Annotated in this window: 17 protein-coding genes and 2 pseudogenes; 6 read left to right on the top strand and 13 right to left on the bottom strand. The window is 64.9% G+C overall.

Annotated elements, in window-relative coordinates; translation table 11 throughout:
* Positions 1 to 62: 62 nt before the first annotated feature.
* The gene (locus IVB45_RS15380; RefSeq protein WP_247360512.1) at positions 63 to 1,142 is read left to right on the top strand and encodes a D-TA family PLP-dependent enzyme; all 1,080 of its coding nucleotides are present in this window, start codon (positions 63 to 65) and stop codon (positions 1,140 to 1,142) included.
* On the opposite strand, the gene IVB45_RS15375 is transcribed toward IVB45_RS15380, so the two are convergent.
* Complete coding sequence (locus tag IVB45_RS15375) at positions 1,143 to 2,045, bottom strand: LysR family transcriptional regulator (protein ID WP_247360511.1); 903 nt, start codon at positions 2,043 to 2,045, stop codon at positions 1,143 to 1,145.
* A 91-nt stretch (positions 2,046 to 2,136) separates the two neighbouring features.
* On the opposite strand from IVB45_RS15375, the gene IVB45_RS15370 reads away from it, so the two are divergent.
* A complete protein-coding gene (locus tag IVB45_RS15370) occupies positions 2,137 to 3,354 on the top strand; it encodes an MFS transporter (RefSeq protein ID WP_247360509.1) in 1,218 nt (405 codons plus the stop codon).
* An 8-nt stretch (positions 3,355 to 3,362) separates the two neighbouring features.
* On the opposite strand, the gene IVB45_RS15365 is transcribed toward IVB45_RS15370, so the two are convergent.
* From IVB45_RS15365 to IVB45_RS15330, 8 genes and pseudogenes are all read right to left on the bottom strand, one after another.
* The gene (locus tag IVB45_RS15365; RefSeq protein ID WP_256469466.1) at positions 3,363 to 4,589 is read right to left on the bottom strand and encodes a TIGR03862 family flavoprotein; all 1,227 of its coding nucleotides are present in this window, start codon (positions 4,587 to 4,589) and stop codon (positions 3,363 to 3,365) included.
* Positions 4,586 to 5,503: an SDR family NAD(P)-dependent oxidoreductase gene (locus tag IVB45_RS15360; protein WP_247360506.1), complete on the bottom strand. Its 918-nt coding sequence runs from the start codon at positions 5,501 to 5,503 to the stop codon at positions 4,586 to 4,588. The genes IVB45_RS15365 and IVB45_RS15360 overlap by 4 nt, the downstream gene beginning before the upstream one ends.
* 282 nt (positions 5,504 to 5,785) lie before the next feature.
* Positions 5,786 to 6,265, bottom strand: a complete 480-nt coding sequence (locus IVB45_RS15355) for a MaoC family dehydratase (RefSeq protein ID WP_247360504.1) — start codon at positions 6,263 to 6,265, stop codon at positions 5,786 to 5,788.
* Complete coding sequence (locus tag IVB45_RS15350; RefSeq protein ID WP_247360503.1) at positions 6,266 to 7,984, bottom strand: AMP-binding protein; 1,719 nt, start codon at positions 7,982 to 7,984, stop codon at positions 6,266 to 6,268.
* Positions 7,984 to 8,883: pseudogene (gene mmsB, locus IVB45_RS15345) on the bottom strand (3-hydroxyisobutyrate dehydrogenase); the annotation flags it as partial. The gene IVB45_RS15350 and the pseudogene mmsB, both read right to left, overlap by 1 nt.
* Before the next feature lie 21 nt (positions 8,884 to 8,904).
* On the bottom strand, positions 8,905 to 9,972 hold the full coding sequence (locus IVB45_RS15340) for an enoyl-CoA hydratase/isomerase family protein (RefSeq protein WP_247360501.1): 1,068 nt from the start codon (positions 9,970 to 9,972) through the stop codon (positions 8,905 to 8,907).
* Positions 9,969 to 11,114 carry an isobutyryl-CoA dehydrogenase gene (locus tag IVB45_RS15335; protein ID WP_247360500.1) on the bottom strand — a complete coding sequence of 382 codons (1,146 nt, stop codon included), beginning with the start codon at positions 11,112 to 11,114 and terminating at the stop codon, positions 9,969 to 9,971. The genes IVB45_RS15340 and IVB45_RS15335 overlap by 4 nt, the downstream gene beginning before the upstream one ends.
* A 119-nt stretch (positions 11,115 to 11,233) precedes the next feature.
* Positions 11,234 to 12,730, bottom strand: a complete 1,497-nt coding sequence (locus IVB45_RS15330) for a CoA-acylating methylmalonate-semialdehyde dehydrogenase (protein ID WP_007592262.1) — start codon at positions 12,728 to 12,730, stop codon at positions 11,234 to 11,236.
* Positions 12,731 to 12,831: 101 nt separating this feature from the next.
* On the opposite strand from IVB45_RS15330, the gene IVB45_RS15325 reads away from it, so the two are divergent.
* Positions 12,832 to 13,740 (top strand): LysR family transcriptional regulator, encoded by a 909-nt coding sequence (locus IVB45_RS15325; protein WP_247360499.1) that lies wholly within the window; start codon positions 12,832 to 12,834, stop codon positions 13,738 to 13,740.
* A 111-nt stretch (positions 13,741 to 13,851) separates the two neighbouring features.
* Here the strand turns inward: IVB45_RS15325 and IVB45_RS15320 are convergent, their stop codons facing one another.
* Positions 13,852 to 14,472 carry a TetR/AcrR family transcriptional regulator gene (locus tag IVB45_RS15320; RefSeq protein WP_247360498.1) on the bottom strand — a complete coding sequence of 207 codons (621 nt, stop codon included), beginning with the start codon at positions 14,470 to 14,472 and terminating at the stop codon, positions 13,852 to 13,854.
* A gap of 59 nt (positions 14,473 to 14,531) precedes the next feature.
* Positions 14,532 to 15,071: pseudogene (locus IVB45_RS15315) on the bottom strand (PaaI family thioesterase).
* Positions 15,072 to 15,218: 147 nt separating this feature from the next.
* Here IVB45_RS15315 and IVB45_RS15310 point away from each other — a divergent pair.
* The 3 genes from IVB45_RS15310 to IVB45_RS15300 all read left to right on the top strand — a co-directional run bounded on the left by IVB45_RS15310 (position 15,219) and on the right by IVB45_RS15300 (position 18,734).
* Entirely contained in the window at positions 15,219 to 15,989 is a 771-nt protein-coding gene (locus IVB45_RS15310; RefSeq protein ID WP_247360497.1) for an enoyl-CoA hydratase, read from the top strand.
* Between the two features lie 142 nt (positions 15,990 to 16,131).
* Positions 16,132 to 17,328, top strand: a complete 1,197-nt coding sequence (locus IVB45_RS15305) for an acetyl-CoA C-acyltransferase (protein WP_247360496.1) — start codon at positions 16,132 to 16,134, stop codon at positions 17,326 to 17,328.
* Between the two features lie 110 nt (positions 17,329 to 17,438).
* Complete coding sequence (locus IVB45_RS15300) at positions 17,439 to 18,734, top strand: MFS transporter (RefSeq protein ID WP_027569559.1); 1,296 nt, start codon at positions 17,439 to 17,441, stop codon at positions 18,732 to 18,734.
* Here IVB45_RS15300 and IVB45_RS15295 read toward each other — a convergent pair.
* Positions 18,731 to 18,928 carry a hypothetical protein gene (locus IVB45_RS15295; RefSeq protein ID WP_247360495.1) on the bottom strand — a complete coding sequence of 66 codons (198 nt, stop codon included), beginning with the start codon at positions 18,926 to 18,928 and terminating at the stop codon, positions 18,731 to 18,733. The genes IVB45_RS15300 and IVB45_RS15295 overlap by 4 nt on opposite strands.
* Before the next feature lie 26 nt (positions 18,929 to 18,954).
* Positions 18,955 to 19,518 (bottom strand): hypothetical protein, encoded by a 564-nt coding sequence (locus IVB45_RS15290; RefSeq protein ID WP_035962523.1) that lies wholly within the window; start codon positions 19,516 to 19,518, stop codon positions 18,955 to 18,957.
* Positions 19,519 to 19,597: the final 79 nt, after the last annotated feature.

Below are 19,597 nucleotides of genomic sequence, written 5' to 3'. Positions count from 1 at the left end.
TGCATTCCGCAAAAGTGGGCACCGCTTTTGCAAACGGAATGCGCGCCAACTCAGAGACTTCCATGACAACGACCCTTGCCGCCAAAATCGCCCGCGAATACGGCACGCCCTGCGCCGTCATCGACATGGACAAGGTCGAGCGCAACATCGCGCGCATCCAGAAGGCCTGCGATGACGCCGGGATCGCCAACCGTCCCCACATCAAGACGCACAAGAACCCGACGATCGCGAAGATGCAGATCGCTGCCGGTGCCAAGGGCATCACCTGCCAGAAGCTCGGTGAAGCCGAGATCATGGCCAATGCCGGCATCGATGACATCCTGATCAGCTACAATCTGCTCGGCGAGGAGAAGATGGCGCGGTTAGGGGCGCTGCAGGCGAAGGCCAACATGACAGTCGCCGCCGACAATTCGACCGTCGTTGCCGGCCTGCCCAAGGCCGCTGCGGCCTCAGGCCGACCGCTGTCGGTCGTGGTCGAATGCGACACGGGCCGCAAGCGCGCCGGCGTCGAGACGCCAGCCGAGGCCATTGCGCTGGCACAGGAGATTGCCGCATCCAAGGGCCTGCAATTCGCCGGCTTCATGATGTATCCGACCGAGACTGGCTGGGCGGACGCGCAAAAATTCTATGATGAAGCACTGGCTGGCGTGCGCGCGCACGGGCTGGATGCAAAAATCGTTTCGACCGGCGGGACGCCGAACCTGAAGAATCTCGGCAAGCTCAAGGGCGGCACCGAGCACCGCTTCGGCACCTACATCTACAACGACCGCATGCAGGTCGCCGCCGGCTCCGCCACCTGGGACGACTGCGCGCTTCACGTCTATTCGACGGTGGTGAGCCGTGCCGCGCCCGAGCGCGGCATCCTCGATGCCGGCTCCAAGACGCTGACCACGGATACCGGCGGCCTCGACGGCCACGGCCTGATCCTGGAGCATCCCGAAGCCAAGATCGCACGCTTCGCCGAGGAGCATGGCTTCCTCGACCTCTCCCGCAGCAACACCCGGCCCAATGTCGGCGACATCGTCCGCATCGTGCCCAATCATGTCTGCGTCGTCGTCAACATGATGGACGAAGTGGTGATGGTGCGCGGCGATGAGATCATCGGCACGCTGCCGATCGCAGCGCGGGGGAAGCTGCGGTAGCTATCCCCCGATCAGCGCCTGGAGTTCCCGGACCAGGCCATCGCGGAAGAGCTTGATCGGCCGCTCCAGCCGACCGGCGGGGGCGCGATGCACCACCCATGCGCGCACGGCGGGTTTGAAGTCGCGCGCAGCGACCGGCTTGAGCCTGTCGCGAAATGCGCTGCGTTTCAGGGCGATCGGGGTGACGAGCCCGACGCCGAGGCCGCGCGACACCAGCGACAGGCGAAGCTCACTGTCCAGCGCCTCAACGGCGATGTTGAACGGCAGATGCGAGGCATCGAATTTTCGCTTCAGCGTATCGCGAAATCCACAGCCATCCTGGTTGATTACCCACGACAGTTGGGACAGCCGTTCCAGGTCGACGGTGCGCGGGATCTTCATCTCACGTGCGACGACGAAGACGACGGGCTGCGCGCCGAGATCGTCGGCCGCCAGATCGGCGGGCGGCACTGCACCGTCGGGGAGACAAATCGCGGCTGCATCGAGCTCGTTGCGGCAGACACGCTCGAGCTGGTTCGGCGACCAACCGGAGACCACCCGCACGGCCAGCGCGGGAAATTCGGCGCGCACCGCATCGAGTGGTGCGGTCAGGCCTGCCTCCGAGAGAAACGGCGTCAGACCGAGCCTGAACTCGCCGCGGACCATTCCGTCGTTGGCCACGCCCGACTTGAGGTCGTCCAGCATCCTGAGCAGACGCCTGCCCTGCTCGTAGGCCTCATGGCCCGCCGCCGTCGGCTTCAGGGGCTTCGAGAGCCGGTCCAGAAGCTGCGCCCCCAACATCTCCTCGAGATTCTGGATACGTCGGGTCACGCCAGGCTGGGTGAGATTGAGACGCGCCGACGCTGCGACAATCGATCCGGTCTCGACCACGGCGACGAAAGCAACAAGGTCATGGGTGTTCATAACAAACTCGCATATTCTTTATAGTCTTATTTGAATTGTAGCATATTGATGCCCCCGCTTAAAGGGTCCCGCGCCACAGCTGCGAGGTCCCATGACTGTCTCCGAAACCACCAGGCCTGCGTCCCGAAACCAGCTCGCCGAGCGGCCGCTGATCTGGCTCGGCGCGATCACCGCCGGTGTCGTCGTCACCAATTTGTTCGCGCCGCAGATCCTGCTCGGCTTGATCGGCCGGTCAATGTCGATGCCCGCGTGGCAGGCGGGGCTGATCAGCACGCTGACCTTGCTGGGCTACGCACTCGGCCTGCTGCTGCTCGTACCTCTGGTCGATCTGGTCGAGAACCGGCTTGTCATCCTCCGCACCCTCGGCTGCGCGATCCTCGCCGCTCTCGCGACGGCGCTCGCGCCGACGCCCTCGCTCCTGCTGCTCGCCACCTTCATCCTCGGCGCCTGCTGCGCGGCGATCCAGATGATGGTTCCGCTGGTCGCATCCATGGTGGCACCGGATCGCCGCGGCCAGGCCATCGGCGAGGTGATGGGCGGATTGATGATCGGCATCCTGCTGTCACGACCTGCGGCGAGCCTGATCGCCGATCTCTGGAGCTGGCGTGCCTACTATGTCGTCTCGGCCGCTTTGATGGCTCTGCTTGCCGGCGCACTTGCCCGTTACCTTCCGACCCTTCGACCGACGGGACGCGCGAGCTACGCCGAATTGCTGCTGTCCTTTCCAAGACTGCTGCGCGAAGAGCCGGTGCTGCGCGTGCGGGCCTGGACCGCGTCGCTTGTCATGGCCTCCTTCACGGCGTTCTGGTCGGCGGTCGCGCTGCGGCTGCCGGAGGCGCCGATCGACCTCGACGCCAAGGGAGTTGCCGCTTTTGCACTGATCGGCGTAGCGGGCGCCGCGGCGACACCAATGGCTGGCCGCTGGGGCGACAAGGGCCGGGCGCGGCCGATGTTCTTTGCCTCCCATCTGCTCATCATCGGCTCGCTCGCGCTCTGCGCCTGGGCGGGCATGCTGGACTCCCAGATCACCAGCCTGCTGGTACTGAGCCTCGGCACGATCCTGCTCGACGTCGGCATCACCACCGACCAGACGCTGGGCCGCCGCGCGATCAATCTGTTGCGCCCCGAGGCCCGCGGTCGCATGAACGGCCTGTTCGTCGCGCTGTTCTTTATCGGCGGTGGCGTCGGCGCGGCGGCGGCATCGCTGGCCTGGAGTTTTGGCGGCTGGACCATGGTCTGCGCAGTGGCGGCCAGCTTCGGCGTGCTCGGCCTCCTCACGGATCTCACAACCCGGACCGGAACGTCATGATGGGATAGTCAGGGCGACGATTGGGCGAGCCGTCGTAACACACCCCTACCCGCCGCCGCTCCCGTCGCGAACGAGGCCTGGAGCAAATAGCCCCCCGTCGGCGCCTCCCAGTCCAGCATCTCACCGGCTGCGAAGACGCCCGGCAGCTTGCGGATCATGAAGTCCGAGTCGAGCTCGTCGAACGATATCCCGCCGGCGCTGGAGATCGCGCGCGCGATCGACGCGACGCCTATGAGCTTGATCGGCACGGCGTTGATGAGCTCCGCCAATTGTTCAGCCGACATTGCCGGCAACGACTGGCCAGCACCGATGGTGACCTCCTGCAGCAGCCCGACCGCGACCGGCGACAGCTGCGCAGCCTTGCGCAGGAAGTTGGAGAAGGATTGCTTGCCGCGCGAGGCGGACAGGCGCTTGACGAGTTCGCCATGCTCGACATCCGGCCGCAAGGTGACGTGCAGGACCGCTTCGCCGCTCGCCGCGATCGCCTCGCGCAGTTCGGCCGACAACGCATAGATCGCCCCGCCCTCGATTCCGCCCCTTGTGATCATGACCTCGCCGCGCGCCCGGTGTGGGCCGAAGGACAGCGTAATGCCCTTGAGCGGCTGGCCTTCGAAGCGCGTGCGGAAGATTTCGGACCATGCGACTGTGAAGCCGGAGTTCGCCGGCCGCAGCGGCGAGATCGCAACGCCTTTGTCGGCCAGGATCGTCGTCCAGCCGCCATCGGAGCCCAGTCGCGGCCAGCTGGCGCCGCCGAGTGCCAGCACCGTGGCGTCCGCGGCGATGGTGGTGTCGCCGCCGGGTGTGTCAAAGACCAGTCGTCCGTCCCCGTCCCAGCCCATCCAGCGCTGGCGAAACGCAAAGCGCACGCCGGCGGCATCGAGCTGTCGCAGCCAGGCCCGCAGCAAGGGCGATGCCTTGAACGCTTTCGGAAACACACGCCCGCTGGTGCCGACAAAAGTCGGCTCGCCCAGCGCCTCGCTCCAGGCGCGCAGCGCGTCAGGCGGAAACGTTTCGATCGCTGCTTGCAGTTTCGGCGCCGCCTCCCGGTAGCGCGCCATGAACTGCGGCAGCGGTTCGCTATGGGTGAGATTGAGCCCGCCGCGGCCGGCCATCAGAAATTTGCGGCCCGCGGACGGCATCCCGTCATGGATCGTGACGCGAGCACCGCCCTGCGCGAGCACCTCGGCCGCCATCAACCCGGCAGGGCCGGCGCCAATGACGGCGACGGCTGTCAGAGTTTCACCCCGGCGCGCGCAGCGGCCTGCGCTACGTATTTCTGCGTCTGCTCGAAAGCCCCCTGCAGCGCCTTCGCCTTCGACATGTCGCTGATCTCGGCGAAATGCGCCGCGACCGCGTCCGGCGTCCACTCGGACTCCGGCAGGTTGATGCCTTCGCTCTCGACGATCTTGATCACCGCGAACGAGCCGGCGCCAGCGCCCATGATGGTGCGCGTCGGCGCATCCTCGCTCAGCATGTACTCGACCGCGGGCGTGATCGCGTTCGGCTTCATCAATTGCAACGCCTGCGGCGGCAGCAGCTCTTCCGTCATGCGGGTTGCCGCCGTCGGCGAAATGATGTTGACCCGGATGTCGGCCTTGCGGCCCTCTTCGGCCAGCACGTTCATCAGGCCGACCATGGCGGATTTGGCCGCACCGTAATTGGCCTGGCCGAAATTACCGTAGAGGCCGGAGGACGACGTCGTCAGCACGATGCGACCATAATTGCGATCGCGCATGCCGGCCCAGACCGCCTTGCAGCAATAGAAGGTACCGACGAGGTGCACGTCGAGCACCTTCTGGAAATCGGCCGCTTCCATCTTGCCGAACGACTTGTCGCGCAAAATGCCGGCATTGGCACACAAGAGGTCCACGCTGCCCCACTCCTTGGTGGCGCGTTCAACCATCGCCGTGACCTGCTCGAAATTGGAGACGTCGGCGCCGTCGGCCATGGCGATGCCGCCCGCTTTACGGATCTCCTCGACCACGGCTTCCGCCGGCGACAGCGAACCGCCGCTGCCATCGCGCGCGCCGCCGAAATCGTTGACCACGACTTTGGCGCCGCGGCTCCCCAATCCCAGCGCATGCGCGCGCCCCAGACCATTGCCCGCGCCGGTGACGATGGCGACGCGTCCGTCGAACCTGATTGCCATGAGTGCAGTTCCTGCTTCTTCTTCCTTCTCCCCTTGTGGGAGAAGGTGGCATAGGCGGCCAACGGCCGCCGTTCCCAGTTAAAACGCCAACGCGTAGCGTTGGCTACGGCGCCGGATAAGGGGTCTGTCGCAACGGATGTGCTCGCGGAGAGAAACCCCTCACCCGCCTCGCGTTCCGCGGGGCACCCTCTCCCACAAGGGGAGAGGGTTCGAGTCCACCGATTTGGACAGCTTTTGAGCAGCGATGGGTTGCCGGGTCAAGCCCGGCAACGACGGCCAGCGTCAGGCGAAATAGATCAACCCCAACCAATCAGCAACCAGCGCGGGCTTGTCCTCGCCTTCGATCTCCACGGTGACATTGGTGCGCGACTGCAATTCATTCGGCTTGCGCAGCTTGGCTTCCGCCAGCACGAAACGGCCGCGAACGCGCTTGCCCGAGCGCACCGGCGAGATGAAACGCAGCTTGTCGAAACCGTAATTGACCCCCATCGTGGTGCCCGCGATAACGGGCATCACCTCGTAGGACATGATCGACAGCAGCGACATCGTCAGGAAACCGTGCGCGATGGTGGTGCCGAACGCCGTCTCCTTCTTCGCACGCTCCGGATCGACGTGAATGAACTGGTGATCCTCGATCACGTCGGCATAGGTGTCGATGCGGGGCTGATCGACCAAGTGCCACGACGACACGCCGATCTCCTTGCCGACCATAGCCTGATAGGCGTTCAAGGAAATCGGCGGCTTCTTCCAGACTTCGTTCACTTAGGTCTCACTCCGTGTTTTCGGCAGCTCCGGAAAATCCTCTTCGCGGAATTCCCGGCCGCGCAGGGGATCGTTGCGGTCGTCGTCACGCTCGAGACGTCTGAGCTGAACGCGGCGGATCTTTCCCGAGATCGTCTTCGGCAGCTCCGTGACGATCTCGAGGCGGCGGATGCGCTTGAACGGCGCAAGGCGCGTATGCAGATGCCTGAAGATGGAGAGCGCGGTTTCCGGCGAGCGCTCCGCGCCGACTGTCAGCAGCACAAAGGCTTTGGGAATCGCCAGCCGGATCGGATCCGGGCTTGGTACCACGGCGGCTTCCGCGACGAGCTCGTGCTCGAGCAACACGCTCTCCAACTCGAACGGGCTGATGCGGTAGTCGGACGATTTGAACACGTCGTCGGAGCGGCCGACGAAAGTGAGATAGCCATCGTCGTCCTCGAACACGACGTCACCGCTGCGATAGAGCTCGCCTTCGGCGCCGGACAGCTCACCGTTGTCGCCCTGATAGCCCTGCATCAGGCCGGCGGGGCGGTTTTCGCCGAGCACCAGAGCCACCTCGCCCTCCTTGGCCGGATGACCGTCGGCGTCGCTGACCTGCACGCGATAGCCCGGCAGCGGTCGGCCCATCGAGCCGACCTTGATCTTTTGCCCCGGCGAGTTGCCGGCGAGCGCCGTCGTTTCAGTCTGGCCGTACCCGTCGCGGATGGTGAGGCCCCAGGCGGCCTGCACCTGATCGATCACTTCCGGATTGAGCGGCTCGCCGGCACCGCAGACCTCGCGCAAGGCCACCTTGAACGACGCCAAGTTCTCCTGGATGAACAGCCGCCACACCGTCGGCGGCGCGCACAGCGTTGTGACACCGCAGCGGCCGATGGTGGCAAGCAGCCCCTTGGCGTCGAAGCGCGGCTGGTTGACCACAAAGACGGTTGCGCCCGCATTCCACGGCGCGAAGAAGCAGCTCCAGGCGTGCTTGGCCCAGCCGGGCGAAGAGATATTGAGATGGACGTCGCCGGGCTTCAGTCCGATCCAGTACATGGTCGAGAGATGGCCGACGGGGTAACTGCGCTGGCTGTGCCGCACCAATTTTGGCTTTGCGGTGGTGCCCGAGGTGAAATAGAGCAGCATCGGGTCGTCGGCGTTGGTCGGGCCGTCGGCTGCAAAGCTCTCCGACGCTTCTGCCGCGTCATCATAGGAGAGCCAGCCATCGGAGGCCTCGCCCATGACAATGCGGACGATATTGTCGGCACCAAGACTTGCGAACTTCGCAACCTGGTCCTGCGCTGCCACCACCGCCTTCGCCTGGCCGCGATCGAGCCGGTCGCGAAGTTCATCGGCCGTGAGCAGCGTCGTCGCGGGAATTACGACGACGCCGAGCTTGATCGCGGCCAGCATCGTCTCCCACAGCGGAACCACATTGCCGAGCAGCAGCAGGAGATGATCGCCGCGCTTGAGGCCCTGCGCGCGGAGGAAGTTCGCGACCTGGTTGGAGCGGCGCGACAACGCCCCGAACGAGAGCTTGGTCTGCCGGTCCTGCGCGGCATCGACGATCCAGAGCGCAGGACGATCCTTGCTGTCCGCATTCGCCGCCAGCTCGGCGTCGAACCAGTCGAGTGCCCAATTGAAGGGAACAGGATCGGGCCAGCGGAAGCCCTTGACCGCTGTCTCGTAGTCCGTGCGGTTGTGAAGCAGAAACGCGCGCGCTTCCTGAAATGTCGTCATCAAGCTTTCCCGGCCAGCCCCCTAACGTGCTTGATAATTCCGGAAAAATCCACCCCGCCCTGGCCGGCTGCGTCGAATGACTGATAGATCTCCTGCGCATGTTTGCCGAGCGGCGTTGCCGCGCCCGCGGCCTTGGCGGCGTCCTGCGCCAGCGTCAAATCCTTCACCATCAGCGCCGAGGCAAAGCCCGGCTTGTAATCGTTGTTGGCGGGCGAGGTCGGCACCGGCCCGGGCACCGGGCAATAGGTCGTCAGCGACCAGCACTGGCCCGACGAGGTCGAGGCGACGTCGAACAGCGCCTGATGCGAGAGCCCGAGCTTCTCAGCCAGCGCGAACGCCTCGCTCACCGCGATCATGGAAATGCCGAGGATCATGTTGTTGCAGATTTTTGCGGCTTGGCCCGCGCCGGCACCACCGCAATGCACGATCTTCTTGCCCATGTTCTCCAGCACGGGCTTTGCCGCTGCGAACGCCTTGTCCTCGCCGCCACACATGAAGGTGAGCGTCGCACCCTTGGCACCCCCGGTGCCGCCGGAGACCGGCGCATCGACCGAAAGCACGCCGTGCTTGGCCGCGAGCGCATGCGCATGCCGCGCGCTCTCGACGTCGATGGTGGAGGAGTCGATGATCAGCGCGCCCTTGGTCATGACAGGAACGACCTCGCCCCACACGCCGAGCACATGCTTGCCGGCCGGCAGCATGGTGACAACGACATCGGCGTCTTTCACCGCGCCCGCGGCGCTCTCGGCGATGCCGGCACCGTCGGCCTTGGCCTGGTTGCGGGAGGCCTCGGCGAGGTCGAAAGCGACGACCTTGTGGCCGGCCTTGACCAGATTGGCGGCCATGGGGCCGCCCATGTTGCCGAGACCGATGAATGCGATCGTGGCCATCTTGGTTTCCTCCGCTGAACGTTTCGTTGATTAGTTGAACTTCAATTCGTCGGCGCCGATCTCGGCGAGATAGTGCGCAAGCATGTCCGGCGTGACGTCCTCGATCCGCGACGGCGACCAGGTCGGATTGCGGTCCTTGTCGATCACGGCGGCGCGCACGCCTTCGCGAAAGTCGTCGCTGCGGAAGACTTCCAACGCAGCCCGATATTCGCGCACCAGGCATTCTCCCAGGCTCGACGCGGTGCGCGCGAGCCGCAGCAGCTTGAGCGTCACCACCATGCCGCGCGGCGATTTTTCGTTGAGCGTCTTCAATGTCGCCAGCGCGAACTCGGAACCGTCGCGCTTGAGCGCGGCAAAAATGTCTTCCATGCGGTCGAAGCCGAACAGTGCGTCGATCGCCGGCTCCTTCGCGGCGACCGGCCCAGCGGTCTCCCCGGTCGCGAAGCCGTTGATGAGCTTACTGACATCGGCCGCTGTGACGCCTTGGCGAACCTTGGTCAGCGCTTCCCGCAATTCCGGCCATTTGGCTGCCGGCACCACTGCATCGGCAAACCTGGCGTGGATCGCATCGGGGCCGTTCATGGTCTGGCCGGTCAGGCCGAAATAAGTGCCGATCTCGCCCGGCGAGCGTGACAACAGCCAGGTGCCGCCGACGTCAGGGAAGAAGCCAAGCCCGACCTCGGGCATCGCGAGCCTGGTGCGATCGGTCACGATTCGATGGCTCGCATGTGCCGAAAGCCCGACGCCGCCGCCCATCACGATGCCGTCCATGAAGGCGACATAGGGTTTTGGGAATTTCTTGATCCGCGCGTTGAGGATGTACTCTTCCCGCCACAGGATCTTGCCGAGATCGCCGTCGATCTTCGAACTCTCCCAGAGCGCACGGATGTCGCCGCCGGCACACAGGCCGCGCTCGCCGGCACCTTCCAGCACGATCACGGCAACGGCTGGATCGGTCTGAAAACGGTCGAGCGCCCTGTCGATGTCGCGAAACATCTCCAGCGTGACGGCGTTGATCGCCTTCGGGCGGTTGAGCCTGATAATGCCGGCCGAGCCCTCGACCCGTGCGACCAGATCGCCCTCCTCCACTCCACTCATCGCGCGCCCTCGATCAATTTGCGCGCCACGATCAGCCGCATGATTTCATTGGTGCCTTCGAGAATCTGGTGCACGCGCAAATCTCGCACGATCTTCTCGATGCCGTATTCGCTGAGATAGCCGTAGCCGCCATGAAGCTGGAGCGCCTGGTTGGCGACCTCGAAGCCGACATCGGTGCCGAAGCGTTTGGCCATCGCGCAGAGCATGGTGGCGTCGGGATCCTTCCGATCGAGCGCCGCGGCGGCGCGCCACAGGAAGGTGCGCGCGGCCTCGAGCTCGATCGCCATGTCGGCGAGCTTGAATTGCAGCGCCTGGAATTCGTCGAGGCGCTTTCCGAAGGCCTTGCGCTCCTTCATGTAGGCGCGCGCCTTGTCGAGCGCGGTCTGCGCGCCGCCGAGTGAGCACGCCGTGATGTTGAGACGCCCGCCGTCGAGGCCCGCCATCGCGATCTTGAAGCCGACGCCCTCCTCGCTCAAGCGATTGGCAACCGGAACGCGCGCGTTCTCGAAGATCACGGCGCGGGTCGGCTGCGCGTTCCAGCCCATCTTGCGCTCGTTGGCGCCGAAAGAGACGCCCGGAGTCCTGCCGTCGATCACGAGCGTCGAGATGCCGCCCGGACCGTCGCCACCGGTGCGGACCATCGCGACCAGCAGATCGGTCCCGCCGGCGCCGGAGATGAACTGCTTCTGGCCGTTGAGCACGTAATGGTCGCCGTCGTGCACGGCGCGGGTGCGGAGCGCTGCCGCGTCCGAGCCGGCGCCGGGCTCGGTGAGGCAGTAGCTCGCGATCAGCTCCATGGTGCAGAGCTTGGGCAGCCAGGTGTGGCGCTGGGTGTCGCTGCCGTAGGCATCGATCATCCAGGACGCCATGTTGTGGATGGAGATGAAGGCCGAGGTGGTCGGACAGCCCGTTGCCAGCGCCTCGAAGATCAGCGCGGCATCGAACCGCGACATCGCGGAACCGCCGACATCGTCGCGGATATAGATGCCGCCCATGCCGAGCGCTGCTGCCTCGCGCATCACCTCGACGGGAAAATGCTTCTCCTCGTCCCAACGAAGCGCGTGCGGCGCGATCTTTTCCGCCGCAAACGCCAACGCCATGTCGCGAACCGCGATCTGATCCTCGTTCAGAGCGAACTGCATGTTGGGCTGCTCACTGTTCTCGTCATTGCGAGGAGCGAAGCGACGAAGCAATCCAGTGGGTCCGAGGAGAAAGTCTGGATTGCTTCGCTACGCTCGCAATGACGGGCTGGGCTACAGCCTTACTTCATCAGCGGGATCGAGAACTCCGCGCCTTCCTTGACGCCGGACGGCCAGCGCGAGGTCACCGTCTTGGTCTTGGTGTAGAAGCGCACCGAATCCGGGCCGTGCTGGTTGAGATCGCCGAAGCCCGACTTCTTCCAGCCGCCGAAGGTGTAATAGGCGATCGGCACCGGGATCGGCACGTTGATGCCGACCATGCCGACATTGACCTTGGCCGCGAAGTCGCGCGCGGCATCGCCGTCGCGGGTGAAGATCGCAACGCCGTTGCCGTAATCATGCTCCGACGGCAGCGCCAGCGCTTCCTTGTAATCGTGCGCGCGCACGACCGAGAGCACGGGACCAAAAATCTCTTCCTTGTAGATCCGCATGTCCTTCGTGACGTTGTCGAACAGCGAACCGCCGAGATAGAAGCCGTTCTCGTAGCCCTGCATCTTGAAGCCGCGGCCGTCGACCGCGAGCGTCGCACCTTCCTTGATGCCGATGTCGATATAGCCCTTGACCTTCTCGACCGCCTCGCGCGTCACCAGCGGACCGTAATCGGCGGACGGATCGATCGAGGTGCCGATCTTGAGCGACTCGACGCGCGGGACCAGCTTTTCCATCAAGCGGTCGGCAGTGGACTTGCCGACGGGGACCGCGACGGACACCGCCATGCAGCGTTCGCCGGCCGAACCGTAGCCGGCGCCGATCAGTGCGTCGACCGCCTGGTCCATGTCGGCGTCGGGCATGATGATGGCGTGGTTCTTGGCGCCGCCAAAACACTGGCAGCGCTTGCCGGTTTGGGCTGCGCGCTCGTAGATGTATTGCGCGATCGGAGTGGAGCCGACGAAGCCGACGGCCTTGATATCGGGATCGTCGAGGATGGCGTCGACCGCTTCCTTGTCGCCGTTGACGACATTGAGGATGCCGGCCGGCAGGCCCGCCTCGATCATCAGCTCGGCGAGCATCATCGGCACGCCGGGATCGCGCTCCGACGGCTTCAGGATGAAGGCGTTGCCGCAGGCAATCGCAGGAGCGAACTTCCACATCGGGATCATCGCCGGGAAATTGAACGGCGTGATGCCGGCGACGACGCCGAGCGCCTGGCGCATCGAGTAGATGTCGATGCCGGGGCCGGCGCCTTCGGTGTATTCGCCCTTCATCAGATGCGGGATGCCGCAGGCGAATTCCGCGACTTCGAGGCCGCGCTGGATGTCGCCCTTGGCGTCCGGAACGGTCTTGCCATGCTCGCGGGCGAGCAACTCGGCGAGCTTGTCGTAGTCGCGCTGCACCAGCTCGACGAACTTCATCATGACGCGGGCGCGGCGCTGCGGGTTGGTCGCGGCCCATTCCGGCTGCGCGGCGCGGGCGTTCTCCACGGCGGCGCGGACCTCGGCCTTGGACGCCAGCGCCACCTTGGCCTGGACGTCACCCGTCATCGGCTCGAAAACGTCGGCGGTGCGGCCCGAGGTGCCCTTGACCTCCTTGCCACCAATGAAATGTCCGACTGAACGCATGGAATGGTCTCCTTAAGGCGAGCTTGAACGCTTTGACAAATCCTATCGACCTGCATTTTATAGGATTCAAGTCTGAGATAATGCACCATAGATGTGCGAAAATGCTGGATCAAGGCGCTATCGACTGGGACGACTTCCGCTTCGTGCTGGCCATCGTGCGGGGCGGCTCGGTTTCGGCTGCGGCAAAACAGCTCGGCGTCGACCATGCTACCGTCATCCGCCGCGTCGACCGGCTGGAGAAGCACCTCTCGGCCAAGCTGTTTGACCGGCGCAAGACCGGCTACCTGCTGACAGAGGCCGGCCAGCGCGTCGCCGACAGCGCGGAAGCCATGGAATCGACCATCGTCGCCAACCAGGAGCAGGTCGGTGGCTCCGTGGCGCGGCTGACCGGCACAGTGAGGATCGGCGCGCCAGACGGATTTGGCACCGCCTTCCTGGCGCCCCGGCTCGCTCAGTTCGCCGACCGGTATCCCGATCTCGATTTGCAACTGGTGGCCACCGCGCGGCTGTTCAGCCTCTCCAAGCGCGAGGCCGATATCGCGATCAGCCTGACCATGCCGAAGGAAGGCCGCATCGTCGGCCGCAAACTGCTCGACTACCGCCTCGGACTCTATGCCGCGCCCGCCTATCTCGACCGCTTCCCGAAAATCACCTCGCGCGAGGTGCTGCCGCAGCATCGATTCGTCGGCTATATCGAGGAGCTCTTGTTCACGCCCGAGCTCGACTATCTGCCGCAGGTGTCGCCGAAGATCTCCGCACGGTTGCGCAGCGCCAATCTGATCGCACAACTCAATGCCACGCTCGCCGGCTTCGGTATCGCCGTCCTGCCGCACTTCATGGCGGCCGACTATCCGCAGCTGCTTGCGGTGCTGGCGGAAGAGGTCTCGATCACCCGCACCTTCTGGATGCTGATGCACGCCGACAGCAAGGACCTCGCACGCATCCGCGCGGTGGCGGATTATATTTCCGAGATTGTCGAGCGCGAGCGGGCGCTGTTTGCGGGGCGGTAAGGACGGTCTCGTAGGGGGGCAAAGGCGCCCTAGCGCCGTGCCCACCATGTCTCCACACTCGCGGTTGGATGGTGGGCACGCTTCGCTTTTGCCCACCTACCGCACCTCGGCCTAACTCTGCTTCACCTTCTTCGCCGCCGTTACCTTCGGCTCACGCCGCGCGCCATCGAGCGCACTGTCCTTGCCCGTCTTCAACACCTCGTCCGACAGCTCGCTCGAGCCGGCAATGCGCGCGAGCAGCATGGTGCCGGCCATGGTCGCCAGCGTCGCGATCGCCTGCTTGCGCGCGGCCTTGCGCGGCAGATTCGGGATGAAGTCCGTGATCATCTCGATCATCTCGTCGAGCTTGCCCGCAAAGGCCTTTCGTGTCTTCGGGCTCTCCCGGGCGATCTCGGCGCCGAGCGCGGGAATCGAGCAACCGTGACCGGGGTTGTCGCGATGCACCGTCGAGAGATAGGTCTCCACGATCTGGGGGAGCTGCTTCTCCGGCGCGACCTGATCAGATTGCTTGCGCCAGTGCTCCATCGAGCGATCCATGGCGTAGTCGAACGCCTCGATCACGAGCGCCTCGCGGGAATCGAAATGGGCGTAGAAGCCGCCATGGGTCAGGCCCGCCTCCTTCATGAGGTCGGCGACGCCGATGCCGTGGGCGCCCTTTTCGCGCAGCCGCACGGAGGCCTTCTTCACGATGCGGTCGTGGGTTTCCTGCTTGTGTTCCCGAGAATAGCGCATGCGGATCTCATTGGATGTCGGAGGTCATCTAATAACACGGATATCGGCAGGACGGCGCATTAATTCTCGGTAAAATTGTTGCCGATCATGGAAAAGGTCGCCGTTGCGTGCACCGCAAGCGCCCCCTTACCGTCGCGGACGAAGCCCTCGGTGTAGCTGGTCTGGCGTCCCAGCTTGATCACCTTGCCCTCGGCGGCGATCAGCCCGGACCGGACCGAGAGCGGACGCAGGAAGGTCATTTTCAGATCGAGGGTGACGGAGCCCTGCCCGGGCTCCAGCCTGGTCGAGATCGCACACCCCATCGCGGTGTCGAGCAGCGCGGCGGCTGTGGCCCCGTGCAGGAGGCCTATGGTGTTTTCGAGATCCTCGCGCGGCTTGAGTTCCATGACGATCCGGCCCGGCTCGACCACGGCCATTACGAAGCCGATCAGCTTGGCAAAGGGGGGCGGCGGTAACCGTCCGTCGCGGATACCCAGCATCGCATCCATGCCTGACAGGCCCATCGCCACTTTCGCGACCGGCGCAGGCACCTACCACTCCACCACCCGCTCGCGCCGGCCCGCAGGCGAAAACAGGTCGAGTTGATCGTTGCTGGTCATCGCGGCCTCTTGGTATGATTTCCATCATACTATTCTGCGGACTTCGCGCTGGCAACTCCTTCCCGCCCGCTTGACAAGCAAGGCGTTTCGGCCCGGAAGTGATCCCGACAGGCGTATTCGCGCGTCCACGAACTCAGAGATCCCCTCATGGAAATGCTCAACCACCACTGCGGCGTGACGCGCGATGCGCGCGGCGTCGTTCATGTCGCGATCTGCAATGCCGGCTCGCTGAACATTTTGGGCTCGCCCGTCACCGATGCGGTTCGCGAAGGCTTGCAGCAGCTCTCGTCCGACCGCAGCATCCGGGTTGTGGTACTGCGCGGCCAGAGCGAGAAGAGCATGATCGGTGGCGCCGACATCAAGGAGATGGCCAGGCTCGACCAGAAGTCCGCCGAAGCCTTCATCAGCCGCCTGCGCGACCTCTGCGAGGCCGTGCGCGCCTTCCCGGCTCCCATGATCGCGCGCATGCCCGGCTGGTGCCTCGGCGGCGGGCTCGAAGTCGCTGCCGCCTGCGATTTCCGGATCGCAGCCCATGATGCGCATTTCGGCATGCCGGAGGTGCGCGTCGGCATTCCCTCAGTGATCCATGCCGCGCTGCTGCCGCGTCTGATCGGCTGGGCCCGCGCGCGCTGGCTGGTGATGACCGCTGAGAACATCGACGCGTCGACGGCGCTGGCCTGGGGGCTGGTCGACAAGGTCGCGCCGGAAGGCGGGCTCGATGCCGAGGTCGAGCACCTTGTGCAGGCGCTGCTCGAATGCGGCCCCGAGGCGCTGCGCTCGCAGAAAGCACTGCTGCGGCAATGGGAGGAACTGCCGCTGACGGAGTCGGTGAATTTGAGCGTGAAGGTGTTCGGCGAGTCGTTCCTGACGGACGAGCCGACGCGGCTGATGGGCGCGTTTGTGAATCGGAAGCGGTAGGCGCTCTCAACCTTTTCCGTTCGCACGACCAAATCTCATGCGAACCAAAAGATTTTCTCATGCCGGACGCAATTGCATTTTTTGCGCCGCATCATATGATGGTCATAATCTTATATGTCCGACATCGTAGGGAGTCTCCCCCATGGCCGAGGCCGCCGATCCCGTCGTCATCGTCTCCGCCGTCCGTAGCCCGCTCGGGCGCTTCATGGGCGAACTGTCGCCGCTTCCCGCACACAAGCTCGGTTCGCACGTGATCGGCGCGGCACTCGAGCGTGCCAAGCTTGCGCCGGAGAAGGTCGACGAGGTCTTCATGGGCTGCGTCCTTCCCGAGGGCCAGGGCCAGGCCCCGGCGCGCCAGGCTGCGCGTGCGGCCGGCCTGCCCGACGCCACAGGGGCGACCACTGTGAACAAGGTCTGCGGCTCCGGCATGAAGGCGACCATGCTGGCGCACGACATCATTCGCGCCGGCTCGGCCGAGATCGTCGTCTCCGGCGGCATGGAGAGCATGAGCAACGCGCCGTATCTGCTCGTCAAGGCGCGTGGCGGCTATCGCGCCGGCCACGACCGCATCATCGACCACATGATGATGGACGGCCTTGAAGACGCCTACGAGACCGGCCGCTCCATGGGCGATTTCGGCGAGGCCACCGCCGAAGCCTACCAGTTCACCCGCAAGGACCAGGACGCCTTCGCGATGGAAACGTTGAGCCGCGCGCGCAAGGCGGTCGAGGGCGGCGCGTTCAAGCCCGAGATCGCGCCGATCACGCTGAGCGAGAAGGCAGGCCCCCGCATCGTCGCTAATGACGAGCATCCGCTCAAGGTCGATCCCGCGAAGATCCCCGGGCTGAAGCCGGCGTTCCGCGCCAACGGCACCATCACGCCAGCGGCCTCCTCCGCCAACGCCGACGGCGCCGCTGCGCTGGTGCTGACGAAGCGCTCACTCGCCGATCGCAACGGCCTGCCGGCTCTCGCCGTGATCAAGGGCCACGCCACCCACAGCCAGGAGCCGCAATGGTTCACCACGGCCCCGATCCCGGCGATCCGCAAGCTCTTGGACAAAGTCGGCTGGAGCGCCGACGACGTCGACCTGTTCGAGATCAACGAAGCCTTCGCCGTGGTGGCAATGGCGGCGCAGCGCGATCTCGGCATTCCCCGCGAGAAGCTCAACATCAACGGCGGCGCGTGCGCGCTCGGCCATCCAATCGGTGCCACCGGCGCACGGCTGATCGTGACGCTGCTGCATGCGCTCAAGGCGCGAGACCTCAAGCGCGGTGTCGCGGCGCTCTGCATCGGCGGCGGCGAAGCCACAGCGATCGCGGTGGAACGCTTGACGCACTGAGGTGAAAGTCCGGAAATGAGGGAACTCCGTCATTTCAGACAGACGCGTCTCGTGCCACTCTGCAAACTTGCGCAGGTGTTTCAAATCCTGCCTACCAAGATTGAGGCCCAATGATCTCGAACTGGCTCGCGGCAACACTCGGCCGCCGCAATATCCACTACGGCTGGGTGATGGTCGGCGTGACCTTCCTCACCGCGCTGATCAGCGCCGGCACGGTCGGCGCGCCCGGCGTGTTCATCGTTCCGCTTCAGAAGGAATTCGGCTGGAGCACGGCGGAGATCTCCTCCGCGCTGTCAATCCGCTTCATCCTGTTCGGGCTGATGGCGCCGTTTGCGGCAGCCCTGCTCAACCGCTACGGCCTGCGCAACGTCACGCTGACCGCGCAGCTCATCGTCGTCTCGGCGCTGGTGCTCTCGCTCGGCATGACAGAGGTCTGGCAGCTCGTCGCGCTGTGGGGCGTCGTGATCGGGATCGGCACCGGCATGACTGCGCTGGTGCTGGGCGCCACCATCGCGACGCGCTGGTTCGCAGCGCGGCGCGGCCTCGTCGTCGGCATCATGACCGCGAGCGTCGCCACCGGCCAGCTCGTGTTCCTGCCGCTGCTGGCAAGCCTCACCGAACGTTTCGGCTGGCGGCTTGCGCTCGGCTTCGTCTGCATCGCGCTTGGTGTTTCCGCCCTCGCGGTCCTGCTCGCGATGCGCGACCGTCCGAGCGATTTGGGCCTGCGCCCGTTCGGCGACGAAGGCACCACACCCCTGCCCGCCCCGCCCGTCAGCCATGGCTCGATCACCGGCGTGGCACTCGGCACGCTGCGCGACGCCTCGAAGAGCAGCGCGTTCTGGGTCCTGTTTGCGACGTTCTTCGTCTGCGGCGCATCCACCAATGGCCTCGTGCAGGTGCATCTGATTCCGATGTGCCTCGATTTCGGCATCCCGCAGGTGCAGGCCGCGGGCTTGCTGGCAGCCATGGGCATCTTCGACTTCTTCGGCACCATCATGTCTGGCTGGCTGTCGGACCGCTACGACAACCGCTATTTGCTGTTCTGGTATTACGGCCTGCGCGGGCTCTCGCTGATCTTCCTCCCCTTCAGCGATTTCTCGTTCTATGGGCTCTCGATTTTCGCGATGTTCTACGGGCTCGACTGGATCGCAACCGTGCCGCCCACGGTGCGCCTCACCGCGCAGAAATTCGGACCCGAGCGCGCCAATCTGGTGTTCGGCTGGATCTTTGCCGGCCACCAGCTCGGCGCGGGCACCGCCGCCTTCGGCGCCGGTTTCTCGCGGACGGTCTATCAGAGCTACCTGCCCGCCTTCTTCATCGCCGGCGCGCTCTGCGTGTTCGCCGCGCTGATCGTGCTGACGCTCTCGCGACAACCGAAGCCAAAGCCGCAAGCCGCGATGGCTTAGTATCTGATGGTGCCGGTGACGCCGTAGAGTGCGGCGTCACCGATCCGCCCGACACGAGGCGGGTCGTTCGGGTTCGGGATGCCGCTCGATTGCGGAAGACGTACCTGAAATAAAACGCGACCAGCCGTCGCAGATCGAAAAATCAGCAAGGCGAACCTGCCGTAGCCGTCGACAGACGCCTTGCGGATGTTCATGCGTCGCAATTATGTCGGCTGGCCTCTCAGGCGACGGAACCACCGCGCGGGTTGACGATCGTATAGCCACGCAATGAACGCGCATGCATTCGCGTCGCGTGTCCGCCCGAGTTGGCGTCGTACGCCATCCAGGTGTCCCCTTCCAGGTGCTGCTCGAGGACGAACACATGTCCACGTCGCGCTGCGACCATTCCCGGTGCGGGTGATGTCCGCGGGAAGCGCAGCCAATTGGCCGCAAGATTCAATTCCGGCACGATACGGCCGAACACGCGCAGAGCCGCGCCGCAGCCGCAGAAGGATGAAGGACACCCTGCCGGACGACTGCCTACGATGCGGGCGCCGGAGATGCTCGTCGTCGGGGCGCCGCCCGCGTCGGTCGCTGTCAATTGCGTCGCGCGATAGGCTTGTAGCGAGGACCTGGGATTCAGTGGGGACCGGGAAGTCCGCTCGCGGCGCGTTTGCGCATACGAGAAGTCGCAGGGCATCGTGACGTTGCATTCAGGTACTTGATGAATGCGATAAGTCCGTGCTTCGGAAGCGACGGAGCTGAGGGCAACCAAGAGACACGCAGAAAGAACCGCCTTGAACATTGCAGGGCTCCAAATTGAAGATCCCTGCCCCGGCAATGAGAAACCAACAACAGTTTGGCTGAAATGGGCTAAAAAGCGG

This window comes from Bradyrhizobium sp. 4 (assembly GCF_023100905.1).
Lineage (GTDB): Bacteria > Pseudomonadota > Alphaproteobacteria > Rhizobiales > Xanthobacteraceae > Bradyrhizobium.
Note: the sequence above shows the minus strand (reverse complement) of the source record. Positions and strands in the feature narration are given on the sequence as shown.